General features: G+C 70.3%; 18 protein-coding genes. 11 read left to right on the top strand and 7 right to left on the bottom strand.

Translation table 11 applies throughout. From position 1 onward, the window contains the following. Positions 1–14: 14 nt before the first annotated feature. A complete protein-coding gene (locus BLU77_RS00825) occupies positions 15–599 on the bottom strand; it encodes a hypothetical protein (RefSeq protein ID WP_139177498.1) in 585 nt (194 codons plus the stop codon). Between the two features lie 639 nt (positions 600–1238). Then, the gene (locus BLU77_RS00820; RefSeq protein WP_089771267.1) at positions 1239–1646 is read right to left on the bottom strand and encodes a DUF5997 family protein; all 408 of its coding nucleotides are present in this window, start codon (positions 1644–1646) and stop codon (positions 1239–1241) included. 110 nt (positions 1647–1756) lie between these two features. Between BLU77_RS00820 and BLU77_RS00815 the strand changes: the two genes are divergently transcribed. The 6 genes from BLU77_RS00815 to BLU77_RS00790 all read left to right on the top strand — a co-directional run bounded on the left by BLU77_RS00815 (position 1757) and on the right by BLU77_RS00790 (position 6507). Then, entirely contained in the window at positions 1757–2518 is a 762-nt protein-coding gene (locus BLU77_RS00815; RefSeq protein WP_089771266.1) for a LysR substrate-binding domain-containing protein, read from the top strand. A 73-nt stretch (positions 2519–2591) separates the two neighbouring features. After that, the gene (locus BLU77_RS00810; RefSeq protein ID WP_089771265.1) at positions 2592–3188 is read left to right on the top strand and encodes a hypothetical protein; all 597 of its coding nucleotides are present in this window, start codon (positions 2592–2594) and stop codon (positions 3186–3188) included. 139 nt (positions 3189–3327) lie between these two features. Then, complete coding sequence (locus tag BLU77_RS00805; RefSeq protein ID WP_175476891.1) at positions 3328–3888, top strand: copper chaperone PCu(A)C; 561 nt, start codon at positions 3328–3330, stop codon at positions 3886–3888. Beyond that, positions 3888–5078, top strand: coding sequence for a Dyp-type peroxidase (locus tag BLU77_RS00800; protein WP_089771263.1), 1191 nt, complete (start codon positions 3888–3890; stop codon positions 5076–5078). The genes BLU77_RS00805 and BLU77_RS00800 overlap by 1 nt, the downstream gene beginning before the upstream one ends. Positions 5079–5084: 6 nt before the next feature. Continuing rightward, positions 5085–5975, top strand: coding sequence for an HhH-GPD family protein (locus BLU77_RS00795; protein WP_089771262.1), 891 nt, complete (start codon positions 5085–5087; stop codon positions 5973–5975). A 19-nt stretch (positions 5976–5994) separates the two neighbouring features. Continuing rightward, positions 5995–6507: a hypothetical protein gene (locus BLU77_RS00790; protein WP_139177492.1), complete on the top strand. Its 513-nt coding sequence runs from the start codon at positions 5995–5997 to the stop codon at positions 6505–6507. Here BLU77_RS00790 and BLU77_RS00785 read toward each other — a convergent pair. The 3 genes from BLU77_RS00785 to BLU77_RS00775 all read right to left on the bottom strand — a co-directional run bounded on the left by BLU77_RS00785 (position 6476) and on the right by BLU77_RS00775 (position 9386). Next, positions 6476–7507, bottom strand: coding sequence for a ketopantoate reductase family protein (locus BLU77_RS00785; RefSeq protein ID WP_089771260.1), 1032 nt, complete (start codon positions 7505–7507; stop codon positions 6476–6478). The two genes, BLU77_RS00790 and BLU77_RS00785, sit on opposite strands and share 32 nt — an antisense overlap. A gap of 395 nt (positions 7508–7902) precedes the next feature. Continuing rightward, entirely contained in the window at positions 7903–8415 is a 513-nt protein-coding gene (locus tag BLU77_RS00780) for an amino-acid N-acetyltransferase (RefSeq protein WP_089771259.1), read from the bottom strand. A 5-nt stretch (positions 8416–8420) separates the two neighbouring features. Next, positions 8421–9386, bottom strand: coding sequence for a sugar-binding transcriptional regulator (locus BLU77_RS00775; protein ID WP_281242020.1), 966 nt, complete (start codon positions 9384–9386; stop codon positions 8421–8423). A gap of 269 nt (positions 9387–9655) precedes the next feature. Here BLU77_RS00775 and BLU77_RS00770 point away from each other — a divergent pair, with 269 nt between their 5' ends. The 4 genes from BLU77_RS00770 (at position 9656) to BLU77_RS00755 (ending at position 14082) form a co-directional block, all read left to right on the top strand. Then, positions 9656–10393, top strand: coding sequence for an MIP/aquaporin family protein (locus BLU77_RS00770; protein WP_089771258.1), 738 nt, complete (start codon positions 9656–9658; stop codon positions 10391–10393). A gap of 62 nt (positions 10394–10455) precedes the next feature. Continuing rightward, entirely contained in the window at positions 10456–11970 is a 1515-nt protein-coding gene (glpK, locus tag BLU77_RS00765; RefSeq protein ID WP_089771257.1) for a glycerol kinase GlpK, read from the top strand. Positions 11971–12133: 163 nt separating this feature from the next. Next, a complete protein-coding gene (locus BLU77_RS00760; RefSeq protein WP_245708605.1) occupies positions 12134–13147 on the top strand; it encodes a LacI family DNA-binding transcriptional regulator in 1014 nt (337 codons plus the stop codon). Continuing rightward, positions 13144–14082, top strand: a complete 939-nt coding sequence (locus BLU77_RS00755; protein ID WP_089771255.1) for an AEC family transporter — start codon at positions 13144–13146, stop codon at positions 14080–14082. The genes BLU77_RS00760 and BLU77_RS00755 overlap by 4 nt, the downstream gene beginning before the upstream one ends. A gap of 18 nt (positions 14083–14100) precedes the next feature. Here the strand turns inward: BLU77_RS00755 and xylB are convergent, their stop codons facing one another. Together xylB and xylA are read right to left on the bottom strand one after the other, a co-directional pair. Further along, positions 14101–15582: a xylulokinase gene (xylB, locus tag BLU77_RS00750; RefSeq protein WP_089771254.1), complete on the bottom strand. Its 1482-nt coding sequence runs from the start codon at positions 15580–15582 to the stop codon at positions 14101–14103. A gap of 9 nt (positions 15583–15591) precedes the next feature. Next, a complete protein-coding gene (gene xylA, locus BLU77_RS00745) occupies positions 15592–16773 on the bottom strand; it encodes a xylose isomerase (protein WP_089771253.1) in 1182 nt (393 codons plus the stop codon). A gap of 79 nt (positions 16774–16852) precedes the next feature. On the opposite strand from xylA, the gene BLU77_RS00740 reads away from it, so the two are divergent. Next, positions 16853–18046, top strand: coding sequence for an ROK family protein (locus tag BLU77_RS00740; RefSeq protein WP_089771252.1), 1194 nt, complete (start codon positions 16853–16855; stop codon positions 18044–18046). Positions 18047–18051 lie beyond the last annotated feature (5 nt).

Genomic DNA, 18051 nt, shown 5'->3' with positions numbered 1-18051 from the left:
GGCCCTCTGCACCGTCACCGCAGTGTCAGAACCTCGTCCGTGCCGACCTCCGTGCCGTCAACATCGAGGCCGATGGTGACCCGATACGTGCCCGGCTCTGCCTCGGCTGCATCGGCCGGGCATCCGTCGGCACTGCGCCGTCCGCCCCACGTGAGAGCCGTCTCCTCCGCCGCACCCGCGTCCAACAGGATGGGGCGTTCGGCCGGCCCGGAGGGACACTGGGCGGTGGTCCACACGCGATCACCACCAGAGGTCACTGTCATGTCCAGGCTGCCGTGCCCGACGTCGAGGAGACATGCCACCTGTCCCGAGTTGGTGATCGTGACACCAACGGGGACCTCGGACCCCGCGCGCACATTCGCGGACTCGAGCCCGATCGCCACATCGACCACATCGGGCACGCATGCAACAGGGTTGGCGAGTGCCTCTTCATCCGGCGTGATGGACTCCGTCGGTGTCGGTGTCGGCGTCGGCGTCGGCTCAACCGTGCCGTCCTCCAATGGCCCCGCCGTTGCCCCCGTCCCACCGAACCGATCCATGAGCGTCTGCGCAAGCACGGTGCCGCCGAACGCGATACCCGCCACCAGTAGCAGCGCCACCACCGCCACCGTGATCCGTCGGCGACGATACGTCGCTGGGTCGACCGTGCCACGGGACGGCGGCCGCGGTCCTCCGCCTCCTCTCGCGGCTGTCTTCGCGGTCTGAGATCGGGAGCCGCGAGCGCCGGATCCACCACGGCCGGACGAGCCCCCAGCGGCCCTGGTCGTGCTCGTGCCTTTCGCCCCGCCGGCGCCACGTCGGCTCCCCGGCCCGGTCCCGGAGCCTCCGGACCGACTCCCGCCGCTGCGGCTCGAACCGGCACCCTTGGCGGGGCGGGCCGCTTCGCTCGCGCGCCTCGTGCCGCCAGCAGCACCCTTCGTGCCGCCAGCGGCCCCTTTCGTGCCGCCAGCACGCTTCGCACCGGGCGCACCCTTCGTACCGGCAGCCCCCTTCGTCGACGCCGCGCCCCTGGTCGTCTTCGCCGCTCCCGTACTCCGCCGCGCGCCCGATCGTCGCTGCGTGCCGCTAGCACGCCCCGACGTCGCGCGAGGGCGGCGTCCGGACGACTCGGAACGGTTCTGATTCGGCACGATGCGACGGTAACCCGTGGACGACGCGCGCGGGTCGCGCCACGTCGGCGAGTGCCCGAGGCGGCCAGATTGTGGCCCCGTCCGCGAGCCGACGCCTACGCCTCGGCGCTACTTCTGATCCGGGCGCCCCCGGGCTGCCTTTGCAGCCGCACGCCGCCGCTGCAGCTCCTCTTCTTCGGCGCGCACCTGCTCCTGCACCGCCCGCTCCTGGACCAACCACTCCGGCGGGTCGGCTCGCAGCGCGTCAATGTCGGCCGTGGTCAGCGCCTCGGTCACACCTGCACGAACCAGGCCCGAGATCGAGACGCCGAGCCGTCCAGCCACCACTGGGCGTGGGTGCGGGCCGTTGCGCCGTAGTTCGGCGAGCCAGTCTGGAGGCTTGCGCTCCAGCTCTTCCAGCTCGCCGCGCGTGAACGTCGCGTGCTGGAACTCCTCCGGCGCGGCTGGGAGGTAGATCCCGAGCTTCTTCGCGGCGGTGATGGGTTTCATCCGCTGAGCGGCATCCGAGGCAGCCATCCGGTCAGTATGCCCCCTCGCGCTCCCCTCGGCCCTCCTCAGCCGCCACGGGCCCTCCTCGGCGGCCACCCGCCCAACCGTCGCCCGCCCACCCCGGTTACGCTGACCCCATGACGCCGCAGCCCTTCCGCCTCGGCTACGTGCCCGGGGTGACGCCGGCGAAGTGGGCACGCATCTGGTCGCAGCGTCACGCCACCCCGCTCGAGCTCGTCCCCCTGGACGCCGCGGACGCCGAGCGCGCGGTCCGCGAGCGCGAGGTCTCCGCGGCCTTGCTCAGGCTCCCGGTGGACCGCGAGCTGCTCAGTGCCATCGTGCTGTACGAGGAGGCACCGGTCGTGGTGACCCCGACCGATCACGTGGTCGCAGCACTGGACGACCGCGAAGAAGCCACCCTCGACGACCTCGCCACTGAGACAGTGCTGCACCCTCAGGACGACGTGCTCGACTGGCCTGACGGTCTCCCAGGAACAGTCGCAGAACATCGCCCGGAGAACACCGCGGCCGCCATCGCGCTCGTCGCCGCAGGGATCGGCGTCCTGGTCGTCCCACAGTCGCTCGCTCGGCTGTACCACCGCCGCGACCTCACCTACCGGTTCCTCACCGACGCACCTGTAGCGCCAGTGGCACTCAGCTGGCTCACCGACGCCAAGACGGACGAGACCGAGGACATGATCGGGATCGTGCGCGGCCGCACCGTCAACTCCTCGCGGGGTCGCCCCCGGGCACAACCGTCGGAGAGTGTTCGTGACACTCCTCCGGCGGGCGGCACCTCCCGCGGACGCCGCAGCGGTGCGCAAGGCCGCGGGAGTCGTCCGCACACGGGTCGGTCGCCGCGCCCCGGTGGGCGTCGACCGCGCCGCGGAAAGCGTTGAGCGCCCCAGCGCTGTCAACCCCTGGTCCCGTTCGGCAACGCCAGCCTGCGCATTGTGAAAAAGTGGCGATGTGATGACTCGGCGGCACGCACGGCTGGTTCGTGGATCCATTGCCGCCGGCGTCTCCACCGGTCTCGCTGCTGTGGCACACATCGCCGGCGGTGGCGCAGTACCCGGGGTCTGGGGTTTCCTCGTCCCGCTGATCTTCTCCTGCCTGGTGGCAGTGAACATCGCCCAAGCGCGCATCCGGCTCGCCGGACTGGCCGTCTCCACCACAGTGAGCCACTTCGCCTTCCATGCCCTGTTCGTCGTCGGGACACCTACAGGACAGAGTGCCGGGAGCACAGGCGAACACCATCACGGCGCCCCGTCATTCCCGCTGGACCTGGCCTCGGGGGTGGCCCCGGACGCCCAGATGTCCCTCACCCACCTCACTGGTGCATTACTCACGGCGGTGGCGCTGCACCACGCCGAGACCGTGCTGGCCTGGCTGCACCGCTCGGCGCACGATCTCCTGACCGCGCTCGTCGGGCCACGCGAGGCCCGGCCCCGCCCGTTCTGCGCGAACCGTCCCGGCTTCCGTGCCGTGCAGCGGCGCGAGACACCGTCGATGCGAGTGATCCTCGCCCGCGCTCCGCACCGCGGGCCGCCGCATCTGCAGGTCCTCTGAACCACCTCGGTACCACTCCACACGGTGCCGGGGACATGGTCGCGCCTCCCCTGCGCGTCCAGCCACAGACCCTGCTGCGGCATGGTTGCGTGCTCGACTGACGGGCACCCACCGTGCCGTGCCGATGAACGGAAGAATGATGACGCACGCCCTGATGATTACCCCTGCCCGACGCACGCGCCCGTTCCGCGCCGGTGCGATCCTCACCGCAGCACTGCTCGGTGCCGGCCTCGCCGGGTGCACCTCACCCAGCGGTCAGCCCACCGACTCCGCCACAGAGTCGATCGAGTTCGCGGACGGCTGGGTGGCCGCTACCGACGGCGAGAGCAGCGCCGCGTATGGCACGCTCAGCAACCCCACCAGCACCGAGGTGACCATCACCGCAGCCACCTCAGCCGCCGCCGGTGAGATGCTCCTGCACGAGATGGTCGACGACGCCGACGGTGACATGCAGATGCAGGAAGCCGACGGTGGCTTCACCCTGCCTCCCGGCGGGGAACTGCTCCTCGAACCGGGCAGCACCCATCTGATGATGCTCGACGTTCCAGAACCCATCGAGGCTGGTGCCGACATCACCATCGGTCTCGAGCTCGCCGACGGCAGCACGGTGACCGTCACCGTGCCTGCCAAGGACGTTCCCGCCGGGGAGGACTACCACCCCAGCGAGTCGGACGAGTCGATGGAACACGAGGACAGCTGATGTCGGATTCCCACCATGGCCCCAGTCGGCGGCAGGCGCTCATCGGTAGCGCCGTCGTCGGCTGGGGGGCAGCCGCCGCCCTCGGGATCGACCGGGTCGCCACCGCTCGCGAGACTCCCACAGCGACCGGCTCGCGCACCGTCCCGTTCCACGGCCGGCACCAGACGGGTGTGACGGTCCCACCTCAGGCCCACGCCGCACACGTGGCGCTGGACCTGCTGCCAGAGACAGATCTCACCGGCATCCGCCGAATGATGCGGCTGCTCAGCGACGATGCCGCCCGACTCACCCAGGGTCGCCCAGCGCTCGGCGACACCGAACGAGAGCTGGCCCACACGCCGTCGGCCCTGACGATCACCTTCGGCTTCGGCCGCGAGCTCGTCACCCGCGCCGGCGGCCCGGTCCCCGACTGGCTCAGTCCACTGCCCGCATTCGAAATCGACAGACTCACCGAGGCCTGGAGCGGCGGCGATCTGCTGCTCCTCGTGGCCGCGGACGATCCCGTCGCAGTCGCACACGCTGTGCGGATGCTCAGCAAGGACGCCCGGCAGTTTGCCTCAGTGCGCTGGGTCCAGCACGGTTTCCGGAACGCCCGCGGCTCCACCGCCCCGGGCACCACCATGCGCAACCTGTTCGGCCAGGTGGACGGCACGGTGAACCCGGCCCCAGGCACGGCGGAGTTCGATCAGCTCGTCTGGCACTCCGGAGGCTGGCTGGACGGCGGCACCTCCGTCGTGATCAGGCGCATCGCGATGGACCTCGACGGATGGGACCGGGTGGCCCGGGTGGACCGGGAAGGCGCCGTGGGCCGCCGGCTGGACAACGGCGCACCGATCACCGGAACCCGCGAGCACGACGACCCCGACTTCGATGCGGTCGATGAACGCGGCTTCCCCGTGATCGCCGAGTATGCGCACATACGGCGTGCCCGTTCGCCGAACGTGGCTGAACGCTTCCTGCGCCGCGGGTACAACTACGACGACCCGCCACCGGCCGGGCAGCTCTCCGACAGCGGCCTGATCTTCGTCGCGATGCAGGCCGATCCGGTGCGTCAGTTCGTCCCGGTGCAGCGCCGCCTGGACGATCTGGACCTACTGAACGAGTGGACCACACCGGTCGGTTCGGCCGTGTTCGCGATCCCGCCGGGCTGCGCTGACGGTGGGTACATCGGTGAGACGCTCCTAGGCTGAGTCACGATGAACACCGACCTGCATCCCGCCGTCATGGGCTGGTACGCCACGCACGCCCGGGATCTTCCGTGGCGCTCCCCCGACGCCTCCGCGTGGAGCGTGCTGGTCAGCGAGATCATGCTCCAGCAGACCCCGGTGGTGCGGGTGGAGCCCGCATGGCGGGCGTGGCTGCAGCGATGGCCCACCCCCGCCGATCTCGCCGCGGCCACCCCGGCACAGGTGCTGCGCGCCTGGGACCGGCTCGGCTACCCACGCCGTGCACTGCGGCTGCGCGAGGCGGCCATCGCGATCACCGAACGGCACGGTGGGCAGGTGCCGTCCGACGAGGAGGACCTGCTCGCCCTGCCGGGAATCGGGTCCTACACGGCGGCCGCTGTCGCCGCGTTCGCGTTCCGACGGCGGTCGGTGGTCCTGGACACGAACGTGCGGCGGGTGCTGGGCCGCCTCGTGCACGGGACAGCGCTGCCGCCTCCGTCCCCGCGCCGCGCCGAGACGGCGACCGCCCTCGACCTGCTCCCGGCCGACCCGGAGACCTCGGCGCGGTGGAACGTGGCTGTGATGGAGCTCGGCGCACTGGTGTGCACCGCCCGCGCACCACGGTGCGCGGACTGTCCGGTCGCCGCACAGTGCCGCTGGCGAGCGGCCGGCTACCCACCGGACGAGCATGCCGCCCGACGGCGCACCCAGGCCTGGCACGGGACCGACCGGCAGGCGCGTGGTCGGGTGCTGGCCGCCCTGCGCACCGAGGACGAGCTGCGGCCCGATCAGGTGCGAGACCTGTGGCCTGACGGCGACCAGCTCGCCCGCGTCCTGACCGGACTCCTCACTGACCAGCTGCTCACTGCCGTCAGGGATCTCGACGGTGTGGTGACCGGCTACCGGCTTCCCGACTCCTGAACCCACTACTGTCATGAACATGTCCACCGCGCCCCTCCCACCCGATGTGGTGATCGCGCGCGCCCTGCGGGCTCATACCCGTACCCTCTTTGCAATGTGCGGGATGGCCCTGGTGCTGACACTCATCGGCACCGGGGCCCTGCAGATGGCCGGTCAGGAATGGGACGACCAGCGCGTGCTGGCCGGGCTGTCGATGCTCGCGGCCGGGCAGCTGCTGGCGATCGTTGCCGCCGTGCTCGCCGGTGTGGGGTGGATCGGCCTGGTGCGCCGCATCGGTGCACCAGGCTCGGCCGAGACCGTCCGCGCCGTCACCGACGGGGTGCCACGGCGCCAGGTCGAGGTGACCGCGAGGCGCCTGGCGCTGCTGCTGCGGGTCGCCCTGGCGGTGGCAGTAGCGGGGGTGACGGCATGGGTGATCGCCGAACCGGCCGGGCTGATCGGTGCCGTCGTGGGCGCGGTCCTGGTGGTTCAGGTCGCCGTGGTGATCGCGATCGTGCGGGTCAGTGTGCTGGTGCGTCCACGCCGTCCGTAACCGGCACCGCCTCGGCGGCTCGGCGGACCTCCTCGACCGTGCACGAGCCGGGCTCCTGGCCGGTCCGCGCTGCCCGCCGCGCCCAACGGGTCAACGTGTCGTTCAGTGGTGTCGGCACCCCATGGCGGCGGCCGAGCATCGCGATCTCACCGTTGAGGTAGTCGGCCTCGATGGACCCGGTGCCGCGCCGCAACGACTGCCAGCTGGAACCACCGAGCCGGGTATGCCCCGGGACCTCACCCACGCGCATGGTCGGGCGCAGCTCGGCCTCCTCCTGCGGTGTGGCCGCCATGATGCCCGCGGCAGCGAGCGCGGCCTCGCCTTCCGCACGGACGTCAGTGAGCATCGAGCGCGCCTCGTCGGAGCCGGTTCCGGTGAGCGCCTCGACGGCGTTGCCCAGATTGCCGAGCAGCTTGGCGTACTTCCAGCGCATCACATCCTCGCGCAGCGGGGCAGCGAACCCGGCAGCCTCGAGATCCGTGGCCACCTGCCGGTCGACGTCGTCGACACCACCCGGCCACCTGCCCAGATGCAGCACACCGTGCACCGGAGTGCCCTCAGCCACCACCACTCCCGGTTCGAGATGAGTGGCCGGCAGCCAGACACAGACGCCATGGACGTCGTCGAACACCCGAGCCGCGAAGGGCTCGTTGGCCACACCGTTCTGCGCGAGGAAAAGCGGGAGCCGCTCGGCGGCAGTGCCACCGGAGGCCACCGGGACGTCCGCCCAGACATCGAGCGCCGCGGCAGTGTCCTGCCCTTTCACGGCGAGCACGAGCGCATCGCCGGGGCGCAATCCGCCGGCAAGCTCGTCCGGGTGGCTCACCACCGGGATCTGATGCGTCCCGGGCCCGTCCGGGGTGAGCAGGGTCAGCCCGTCGGCGGCCAGTGCGCGACCGTGTGCGCCCCGAGCCACCAGCACCACGTCGTGTCCAGTGGCATGCAGTCGGCCGCCGATGGTTCCTCCGACGCCGCCCGCGCCGATCACGATGTATCGCACTGCCTCAGCATCTCACCTCGTGCCGGGGCGGTTCAGCCGGAGAGGCTCGCCCACATGATCAACAGCACCGCCACCAGCACGACAGTCCATATCCAGCGGTACGGGCTCGACGATCCGTTGTTGCCGTAGTAGCGGTTCCGGCGGGATCGGTAGGAGCCGGACGAGGAGCCCCAAGAGCGGCGGGACCGGCTCGACCGGGACGATCGACCGAACGAGGACGAGGAACCGCGCGAGCGCCGCGAGGACCGGAACGACCCGCCGCTCGAGCGACGACCGAAGGACCTACCGCCGGAACGCCGGCTCGACCTGCCCAATCGCTTACCCATGGCGCTCAACGTAGCCGCAGCCGGACCATGGTGCACTGGGGAGAACTCCCCGGCGGCCAGCCCGTCCGCCTACTCGAGGGTGCGCAGCATCCGGGTATTGCCCAGCGTGTTCGGCTTCACCCTCGCCAGATCCAAGAACTCCGCGATCCCGTCGTCCCGGGAGAGAAGCATCTCGCGGTAGACCTCCGCTTCGACCACGTCGCCCTCGATCGGGGTGAATCCGTGCCGACTGAAGAAGTCCACCTCGAAGGTCAGGCAGAACACCCGGTGCAACCCGTAGGAGCGTGCACGCTCGATCAGCGCATCCAGCATGGCGTGCCCGATCCCGTCACCCAGCAGGTCGCGTCGCACAGCCAGCGTGCGGACCTCGCCGAGGTCCTCCCACATCACATGCAGAGCGCCGCAACCGACCACCTCGTCCGCGAGCGTGGCCACCAGGAACTCCGGGACCGACTCGAAATAGCCCACCAGGTCCTTCGCGAGCAGGATCCGCTCGTCCGCGTACGGCACGACCAGTTCGCGGATCGTCCGCACATCGGCAGGGCGCGCAGGACGGATCACGAGATCGGCATCGCTGGTCATAGGGTTCAGCCTGCCACGCCGCCGGCGCGCACCCGCTCCAGCAGCGCGCGTGCCGTGGTCTCGTCGAGGATCACGTCGGTCGCGACCCGGGCCCGCAGGGCACCGAGCAGTGCCGGCACCTTCGCCTCACCCACCGCCACGCAGACCCGACGGCGCAGCGTGCGCAGCTCCCGAGGGGACGGGCCGGTGGCGCGCGCATTGATTGCGATGTCCCGATACGTCCCGTCCTCGCGCAGGAAGACCGTGCACACGTCTCCGACCACCCGATCAGCGGTGAGCTCGGCGATCTCGGCATCGTCCAGGTAGCCCGCGTTGTAGACGTGGCTGGGCACGTCAGCAGCGAGTGCGCCCACTCCGAACAGGGCGATGTCGACCCTGCGCTGGACTCCCAGCACCCGGCGGACGCTCCGTTCCCGCCACATCGCGGCCTTCGTCTCGGCGAAGTCGAAGAACGCAGGCACCGGGAACAAGTGCGGTGTGGAGTCGAACGCCCTGGCGATCGTGGCGATCAGATCCCCTGCGTAGGTGACGCCCCCGGCAAAGGTGTTGGCGGCTCCGTTGAGCTGCACGACCGTGCTGCCCCGGACCGGGGTCGGGGCCAGGTGCCGGGCGATCGCCGTCACCGTGGTCCCCCAGGCCACGCCGACGACCATGTCCGCGCTGACCCATTCCGCCATCAGCCGAGCGGCCACCATGGCCACCTGCTCCAGCCGGTGCACCTCCGTGGCCCGCTCCCGCACCGGCACGACGTGCGCCTTGATCCCGAAGCTGGCCGAGAGCCGGTGCCCCAGATCTGCGCCGGACCCGCTCGGTTGGCGCAACGAGATCCGCACGATGCCCTCCTCGCGCGCCATCTTGATCAGCCGCGAGACCGTGGACCGGGAGACGCCGAGCGTCTTCGCGATGACCTCCATGGTCTGGTCCTGCAGGTAGTACATCGTCGCCGCCCGGTAGGCATCGTCGTCACGCACTCTTTCAGCCTCCCTCGGCACCGCCTGCACGTATGTGCACGATGCTTGCGCACTCTTGCGCTGGGAGCAAACATGAGCCGCGAGGGGGCCCGGCAACGACGCGGGCACTCGCCACGAACTCGACGGGGAGGCAGACGCGTGCAGGGAGGGCCAGAGCCGGCGTCGGCTCCACGGCCTGCGCAGGAAGGCCGACCCATCGAGCGTGCACACGGCGCGGACGCCGAACCCGCACCGCAGAACACTTCCGAGAAGAAAGTGAGAGTCCGATCGTGAACTTCACCGCGATCTTTGTTCCCGAGCTGTTCGGGACGATGATGCTGACGCTGCTCGGGTGCGGCGTCGTGGCCAACGCCGCACTGCCCGGTACCAAGGGCAATGGCGGCGGCTTCCTGATGGTCAACTTCGGCTGGGGGCTGGGCGTGTTCGCCGGTGTCTTCGTCGCCATCTCCAGTGGCGGGCACATCAACCCCGCCGTGACCATCGGCCTCCTCGCCAACGGCGTGGAAGAACTCGGCCCGGACATCCCGGCGACCGCCGGCAACGCCGTCATCTACATCCTGGGGCAGATGGCCGGAGCCTTCCTCGGCGCCGTGCTGTGCTGGCTCGCCTACAAGACCCACTTCGACGCCGACTCCGACGGACCCACCAAGCTGGGCGTCTTCTCGACCGGCCCGGCGATGCGCTCCTACGGCTGGAACGTCGTGACTGAGGTGGTCGGCACCTTCGTGCTGGTCTTCGTGGTGATTTCGTTCGGCTTCGCCGGCGCAGCCGCCGGGCAGCTCGGACCGCTCGCCGTCGCACTCCTCGTGGTCGGCATCGGCGCCAGCCTCGGTGGCCCCACGGGGTACGCCATCAACCCGGCCCGTGACCTCGGCCCGCGCATCGCACACGCCCTGTTGCCGATCAAGGGCAAGGGAACGAGCGACTGGAGCTACTCCTGGGTTCCGGTGCTCGGCCCGATCATCGGTGGCATCATCGGTGGCCTGAGCGCGGCCGCGATCTTCTGACCCAGCACCGACGGAAACGCGTTCGCCGCCTGGCGGACACCACCACGAGCAAAGGAGCACTCATGGCTCAGTACGTCCTCGCCATCGATCAGGGCACCACCAGCACGCGAGCGATCGTCTTCAACCACGCCGGCGAGATCGTCGACAGCGGTCAGCTCGAGCACGAGCAGATCTTCCCCAAGGCGGGGTGGGTCGAGCACGACCCGATGGAGATCTGGCGCAACACCCGCGAGGTGGTGGGCCTGGCGCTCACCCGGGCAAACATCACCTCCACCGATCTCGTCGCTGTCGGCATCACGAACCAGCGAGAGACCACCGTGGTGTGGGACAAGAACACCGGCGAACCGGTCTACAACGCCGTCGTCTGGCAGGACACCCGTACCCAGAAGATCGCTGACGAGCTCGCCGGCGACGAGGGCGCAGAGAAGTACAAGGCGATCTGCGGGCTGCCGCTGGCCACCTACTTCTCCGGCCCCAAGGTGAAGTGGATCCTCGACAACGTCGAGGGTGCCCGCGCCAAGGCTGAGGCCGGTGACCTGCTGTTCGGCAACACCGACTCCTGGCTGATCTGGAACATGACCGGCGGCACCGAGGGCGGTGTGCACGTCACCGACGTCACGAACGCCTCCCGCACCATGCTGATGAACCTGGACTCGCTCACCTGGAACGCCGACATCGCCGGCGACATGGGCATTCCGCTGTCGATGCTCCCGGAGATCAAGTCCTCCTCCGAGGTGTACGGCGAAGGCCGGGCGAAGGGGATGGTCCCCGGGATCCCGATCGCCGGCATCCTCGGCGACCAGCAGGCCGCGACCTTCGGCCAGGCCTGCTTCGAGGTCGGCATGGCGAAGAACACCTACGGCACCGGCAACTTCATGCTGATCAACACCGGTGAGGAGATCGTCCCCTCCGAGAACGGCCTGCTGACCACGCTGGCCTACAAGATCGGCGACAACAAGCCGATCTATGCCCTCGAAGGGTCGATCGCCGTCACCGGTTCACTGATCCAGTGGCTGCGGGACAACCTCGGGATGATCTCCTCCGCACCCGAGGTGGAAGAGGTGGCCAAGAGTGTCGAGGACAACGGTGGCGCGTACTTCGTGCCCGCGTTCTCCGGGCTGTTCGCCCCGTACTGGCGTGGCGACGCCCGCGGCGTGCTGGTCGGTCTGACCCGGTTCGTGAACAAGGGGCACATCGCCCGCGCTGCGCTGGAGGCCACCGCCTTCCAGACGCGTGAGGTGCTGGACGCCATGAATGCCGACTCCGGGGTGGACCTCACCGAGCTGAAGGTCGACGGCGGGATGATCGCCAACGAGCTGCTCATGCAGTTCCAGGCAGACATCCTGGGCGTGCCCGTGGTCCGGCCGAAGGTGGCCGAGACCACGGCACTCGGTGCCGCCTACGCGGCCGGGATCGCCGTCGGGTTCTGGTCCGGCGAGCAGGACGTGATCGACAACTGGGCCGAGGGCCAGCGGTGGGAGCCGTCGATGGACGCCGACGAGCGCGAGCGCACCTACCGCCTGTGGAAGAAGGCTGTCACCAAGTCCTTCGACTGGGTGGACGACGACTCCGAGTAGGTCGCCCCTCGCGACGCGCCGTCCAACGCGTTGCCACGAAATGTCGCTCGGCCGGTCACGCCAGCGACATTCCGTGGCAACGCACGGACGCCGGCACGGCAGGAACCGGTTTCTGCCTAGGATGGTCCGGACAGCGAGCGACCACATACCCCGGGCAGGCACAGTGAGCACCGACGGCGTCACCACCATCGCCGAGGTTGCCCGCCAAGCCAAGGTCTCCCGGGCAACCGTCTCCCGTGTGATGAACGGCCACGCCACGGTCGATCCTGAGCTGGCCGGTCGCGTGCGCGAGGTGGCCGCACGGCTGCACTACTCCCCCAGCCGGGTCGCTCGCAGCCTCTCCCTCGGCCGCACCCAGACGGTGGGGCTGCTCGTGCCCGATCTCGGCAACCCGATGTTCCAGCAGGTGCTGCGTGGAGCGAACCAGGCGGCACGTCGCTCCGGCTACCGGATCCTCGTGGCCGACAGCATCGAAGAGCCGCAGCGGGAAGCCGAGCTGGCCATCGAGGCGCGCCGCCAGTGTGACGCCCTCATCCTGTGCTCACCGCGGATGCCCGAACCAGAACTGGTGCAGGTCCTCGACGCCACCCGACCGGTCGTGCTGGTCAACCGGGAGCTGACCGGCTCCGACGTCCCCACACTCACGGTCGACTACGTGCACGGCATCCGGGCCGTCGCCCAACACCTGCTCGACCTCGGGCATCGCACGCTGCTCTACCTCACCGGGCCGGCCGAGAGTGCCTCGAACGCGGCGCGGCTGGCCGGGTTGCGCCAGTGGCAGGCCGACCACCCGGAGGTGAAGATCGAGGACGTGCCGTGCGGCTCGATGATCGAGGACGGATACCGCGCTGTGGACGTGGTGCTCGACTCGGGTGCCACGGGGGTGATCGCCTTCAACGACCTGGTCGCCTTCGGTCTGCTCGGCAAGCTCGACGAGGCCGGGGTGAACGTTCCGGGTGATCTGTCGGTGGCAGGTTTCGACGACATCGACTTCGCCCGCTACGCACGTCCGTCGCTGACGACGATGTCGGTGCCGCAGGCGGATCTGGGCAGGCAGGCCTGGGACCAGCTGCAGGCGTTGCTCCAGTTCCCCGGACAGACGGCGCCTGGCCCGACATACTTCCGGCCCCGCCTGGTCCAGCGGGCCAGCACCGGGCCGGCCGGCAGCACCTCGTGAGCGCCGTCCTCTCCGCACTCGCCACGATGGCGGTGATCGCTTTCGCCGGCTGGGTGCTGGCCACCTTCCGGGTGCTCGGCGAGGGAGCTCAGCAGGTGCTGGCGCGCCTGGTCTTCGCCCTGGCCACCCCCTCGCTGCTGATCACCACGATCGGCGAAGCAGATCTGGCGCTGCTCCTCACCCGTACGGCTGCCACCACGTGGCTGAGCACCCTGACAGTGGCGGCTGCCGCCGTCGTGATCTTCGGCGTGCTGCTCCGGCGCGGGCGCGGGCAGGCCACGGTGGCCAGCCTCGCCGCCAGCTACGTCAACGCCGGCAACATCGGAATCCCGGTGGCGATCTATGTGCTCGCCGACGCCCTCGCGGTCGTGCCCACGATGCTCATGCAACTGCTCGTGCTCGCCCCAGTCGCCTACGCCGTGCTGGACACGGCCGGGGCGAGCCGGCGCGAGCTGCTCCTGCGCCCGTTGCGCAGCCCGCTGACCATCGGGGCGCTCATCGGCCTGGCACTGGCCGTGGTGCCGTGGACCCCGCCCGACGCGGTCCTGCAGCCGCTGCGCCTAGTGGGCACCACCGCCGCTCCGCTGGCGCTGCTCACGCTCGGGATGTCCTTCGCCCCGACGCGGCGCACCGAGGCTCCCTCGACCGGACCTGCAGATCTGCGCCCGCGCGGCCACTGGGTCGATGTGACGATCGTGGCCACCTTGCGCGCGGTGGTGCATCCCGCCCTGACCTTCGCCGTAGCGCACGGCCTGGGGGTCGACGAGGAACACATGCTGGGCGTCGTGCTCATGGCCGCACTCCCGACGGCGCAGAACGTGCTGGTCTACGCGTTGCAGTTCAACTGGGGCCTGCGGATCGCCCGCGATGCACAGGTGATCACCACGGCGTTGTCGATCCCACTGCTGGTGGGTGTGGTGGCGCTGCTGCACTGAGCGACCGTGACAGGCAGGTCAGGCTCCGAAGGTCATCTCCCGCGCCTGCGCGTATCGATCGGCGAGGGACGCATCGACCTCGTCCGAGACACCGAACTCCTTGGCGCCGGCCAGTCCCCACTCCGGCGCCTCGTCCGCACCGGAGAGCGCCCACGCGGCCTGGCGCGCCGCGCCGTCAGCCACGTACTCGCCCGGCTGCGGGACGGTGACAGGCACGCCGAGGATGTCCGGGGCGATCTGCCGCACCGCCGCCGACTGCGCGGCACCACCAACGAGCAGCACCCGATGCACGGGCACGCCCTGGGCCCGGAGCGCGTTCAGGCCGTCCGCGAGGCCGAGCAGCACCCCCTCGACGGCGGCCCTCGCCAGGTGCGCCGGCGTGGTGTTCCCGAGACGCACCCCGTGCAGAGCGCCCGTGGCGTCCGGCTTGTTCGGGGTGCGCTCGCCCTCGAGGTAAGGCACCAGAGTGAGACCCTCCGCACCAGGCGGTGCGGAGAGCGCGAGTTCGGCGAACTGCTTGTGGTCCACCCCGAGCAGACGCCCCATCGCGTCGAAGACACGGCTGCCGTTCAGGGTGCACGCCAGCGGCAGGAAGCGACCGGTGGCGTCCGCGAACCCCGCGACCAGACCGGTGGGATCGGCGACCGGGGTCTCGCACACCGCGCTCACCACCCCGGACGTGCCGATCGAGACGGCGACATCGCCTCCGGCCATGCCGAGGCCGAGCGCGGCACCGGCGTTGTCACCGGTGCCGGCACCGAGCACCAGAGAGCCGGACTCGCGGGCGACGGCACCAGGGGCCACCACCTGCGGAACACCGATCCGGCGGCCGAAGGCACGCTCGAGCAGGTCGAACCGGTACTCACCGCTGGCCGCATCGAAGTAGCCAGTGCCGGAGGCGTCGGAGCGGTCGGTGGTGAGGCGCTCGAGGCTGTTCCCGCCCGCACGACTCCCCGGCCCGTCGCCGGCGAGGCGCCAAGTGAGCCAGTCGTGCGGCAACGCCACGGCGGCGACCTTCGCGGCGTTCTCGGGTTCGTGCTGAGCGAGCCAGCGCAACTTGGTGATGGTGAACGAGGCCACCGGCACCACGCCCACCTGCTCGGCCCACGCCCGCGCTCCCGCCTCGGCATCGCCCTCGCCGAGCTCGTCGATCAGGTCGAGGGCGGCCCCGGCGCTGCGGGTGTCGTTCCACAGCAGTGCCGGGCGGACCACGTTCCCGTCGGCGTCCAGGGCGACCATGCCGTGCTGCTGACCGCCCACGGCCACGGAAGCGACGTCGTCGAGACCGCCGGCGGCGGAGACCGCCACCTGGAGGGCATCCCACCACGCCTCGGGGTCCACCTCGGTACCGTCCGGGTGCGGCGCGGAGCCGAAGCGCTTCAGCGCTCCGGTCTCCGCGTCCCGGATGACCACCTTGCAGGACTGGGTGGAGGAGTCCACCCCTGCGACGAGTTGTCCGGCGAGCGAGCGTCCGGCGGATTGCGATGTCGACGTCGTCATCGGGCTAGTTCACCCGATCAGGTGCCGGATGGCCAACTGGTTCAGGTGAACGAAGCCCGCGTTGCGCTCACCCACGGTGTCGGCGTCGAAGTCCTCGAAGGCCGCGCGGTCGGCGAGCAGGTCGCTCAGGCTCTCCCCCTCGCCGAGCGTGGGCTGCGAGAGCTCGAGCACGCCAGAGGACTCCAGGGCCTCCTGCACCTCGGGGTCGGCACGATAAGCCCTGGCCTTCTCCGCCAGCAGCAGGTAGGTCTCCATGTTCGCGCGAGCCGAGTCCCACACCCCCTCGAAGCCCTCGGTGCGCGACGGCTTGTAGTCGAAGTGGCGCGGGCCGTCGTAGGTCGGGCCACCGCCGGGGAACCCGTTCTCGATCAGATCCACCGTGAAGAAGGCCGAGAGCAGGTCGCCGTGCCCGAACACGAGGTCCTGGTCGTACTTGATGGACCGCTGACCGTTCAGGTCGATGTGGAAGAGCTTGTCGGCCCACAGCGCCTGGGCAATGCCGTGCGTGTAGTTGAGGCCGGCCATCTGCTCGTGCCCGGTCTCGGGGTTGAGGCCCACGATGTCGCCGTGCTCGAGCTCGGCGATGAAGCCCAGTGCGTGGCCGACGGTCGGCAGCAGGATGTCCCCACGGGGCTCGTTCGGCTTGGGCTCCAGGGCGATCTTGAGGTCGTAGCCCTGCTCCTTGATGTAGGCGGCGACGGTGTCGACGCCCTCGCGGTAGCGGTCGAGGGCGGCGTTGACGTCCTTGGCGCCGTCGTACTCGCTCCCCTCACGGCCACCCCACATCACGAAGGTGGTGGCACCGAGTGAGGCGGCGAGGTCGACGTTCCGGATCACCTTGCGCAGGCCGAACCGGCGCACGGAGCGATCGTTCGCGGTGAAGCCGCCGTCCTTGAAGACCGGGTGGGAGAACAGGTTCGTGGTGACCATCTCGATGGTAAGTCCGGCCGCGTCGGCGGCCTTCTTGAAGTCGGCGAAGCCCTTCTCGCGAGTGGCGTCGTCGGCACCGAAGGGCACCACGTCGTCGTCGTGGAAGGTCACGCCCCAGGCGCCGGCCTCGGCGAGGTGGGGAAGGTACTCGGTGGGGTCCAGGGCGGGGCGGGTGGCCTGACCGAACTGGTCCTGGGCCGCCCATCCGACGGTCCACAGACCGAAGGAGAACTTGTCGTCCGGGGTTGGGGTGCGCACCATCGCGGGCTCCTTGCAAGGTGAGGGGGAGACTGTTTGTTGTACGGTACAACTTATGCGGACTCTCGGCTAGGGTCAAGGCATGGACCGGCACTTGGATCGCCCCGGGCGCCCTGCACGGCAGGAGACTCTGCGCGAGCACAACCTCGCCCTCGTGGCGCGCACCGTCCTCCTGGCCGACACCCCGCCGTCGCGCGCCGACGTGGCGGCCGTCACGGGGCTGAACAGGGCGACCGTCTCCCGCCTGGTCGCCGAGCTGGTCGCAGGCACCCTCCTGGTCGAGGACGAGCCGGTCACTGCCGGCGCGGGCCGGCCGGCCACCCCGTTGCGCCCGGCGCGCGGCACGATCGCCGGGCTCGGGCTCGAGGTGAACATCGACTTCATCGGAGCCCGCCTGGTCGATCTCGCCGGCGACGTCGTGGCCGAACAGATCGAACCGGGCGACTACCGCGGCGCCGACCCGGCGGCCACCCTGACCCAGGTGGCCCACCTGGGCCGCGACCTGATCGAGCGCGCCCCCCAGGTCCGCGTCGCCGGGACCGGCTTGGCCCTGCCCGGCCTGGTGCGTGATGCAGAGCTGCTCACGGCACCCAACCTCGGCTGGCAGGACCTGACTCCCGGCGACGTGCTCATGGGCGCTGCCGCAGAGCTGGCACACCTCCCCCTCACTTTGGGCAACGAGGCCCGCTTCGCCGCGCTCGCCGAGCTGACCGCCGGGCCCGGCGACTCCTTCCTGTACGTCTCCGGCGAGGTCGGGATCGGCGCTGCCATCGTGCGAGACGGTGTGTTCTTCACCGGGCTGCACGGCTTCAGCGGCGAGCTGGGTCACGTGAGCGTGGACCCGACCGGGCCCCGTTGCCGTTGTGGCGCCACTGGTTGCCTCGAGACATTCGCAGGCACCGATGCGATGGTGGCCGCTGCAGGCTTGCCCGAGGGGAGCGGGATCGACCGCCTCGTCGATCGCGTCGCCGCAGGACACCCGGACGCTCGCCGTGCGATCGACACGGCAGCCGCCGCCCTCGGCGCAGCCCTCGCCTCCTTCGTGAACTTGGTGGACATCCCCGAGATCGTGCTGGGAAACACCCTGGCCCGGCTCACCGACCATCTCCGACCCAGGGTCGAGTCCGAGCTGCAGTCCCGGGTACTGTCAGCCCGCTGGGCGCCGCCACACCTGCGGACGGCCGCCACGATCACCCACCCGGCCCTGACCGGCGCCGCCCGGGCCGCCCTGGACTCGGTGATCGCCGACCCGAGCGCCTGGATCGCCAACCGCTGAGGTCG

Origin of the sequence: Ruania alba (assembly GCF_900105765.1) — a bacterium.
Classification (GTDB): domain Bacteria; phylum Actinomycetota; class Actinomycetes; order Actinomycetales; family Beutenbergiaceae; genus Ruania; species Ruania alba.
The sequence above is the reverse complement of the archived record's forward strand: the minus strand, read 5'-3'. Positions and strand labels throughout refer to the sequence as shown.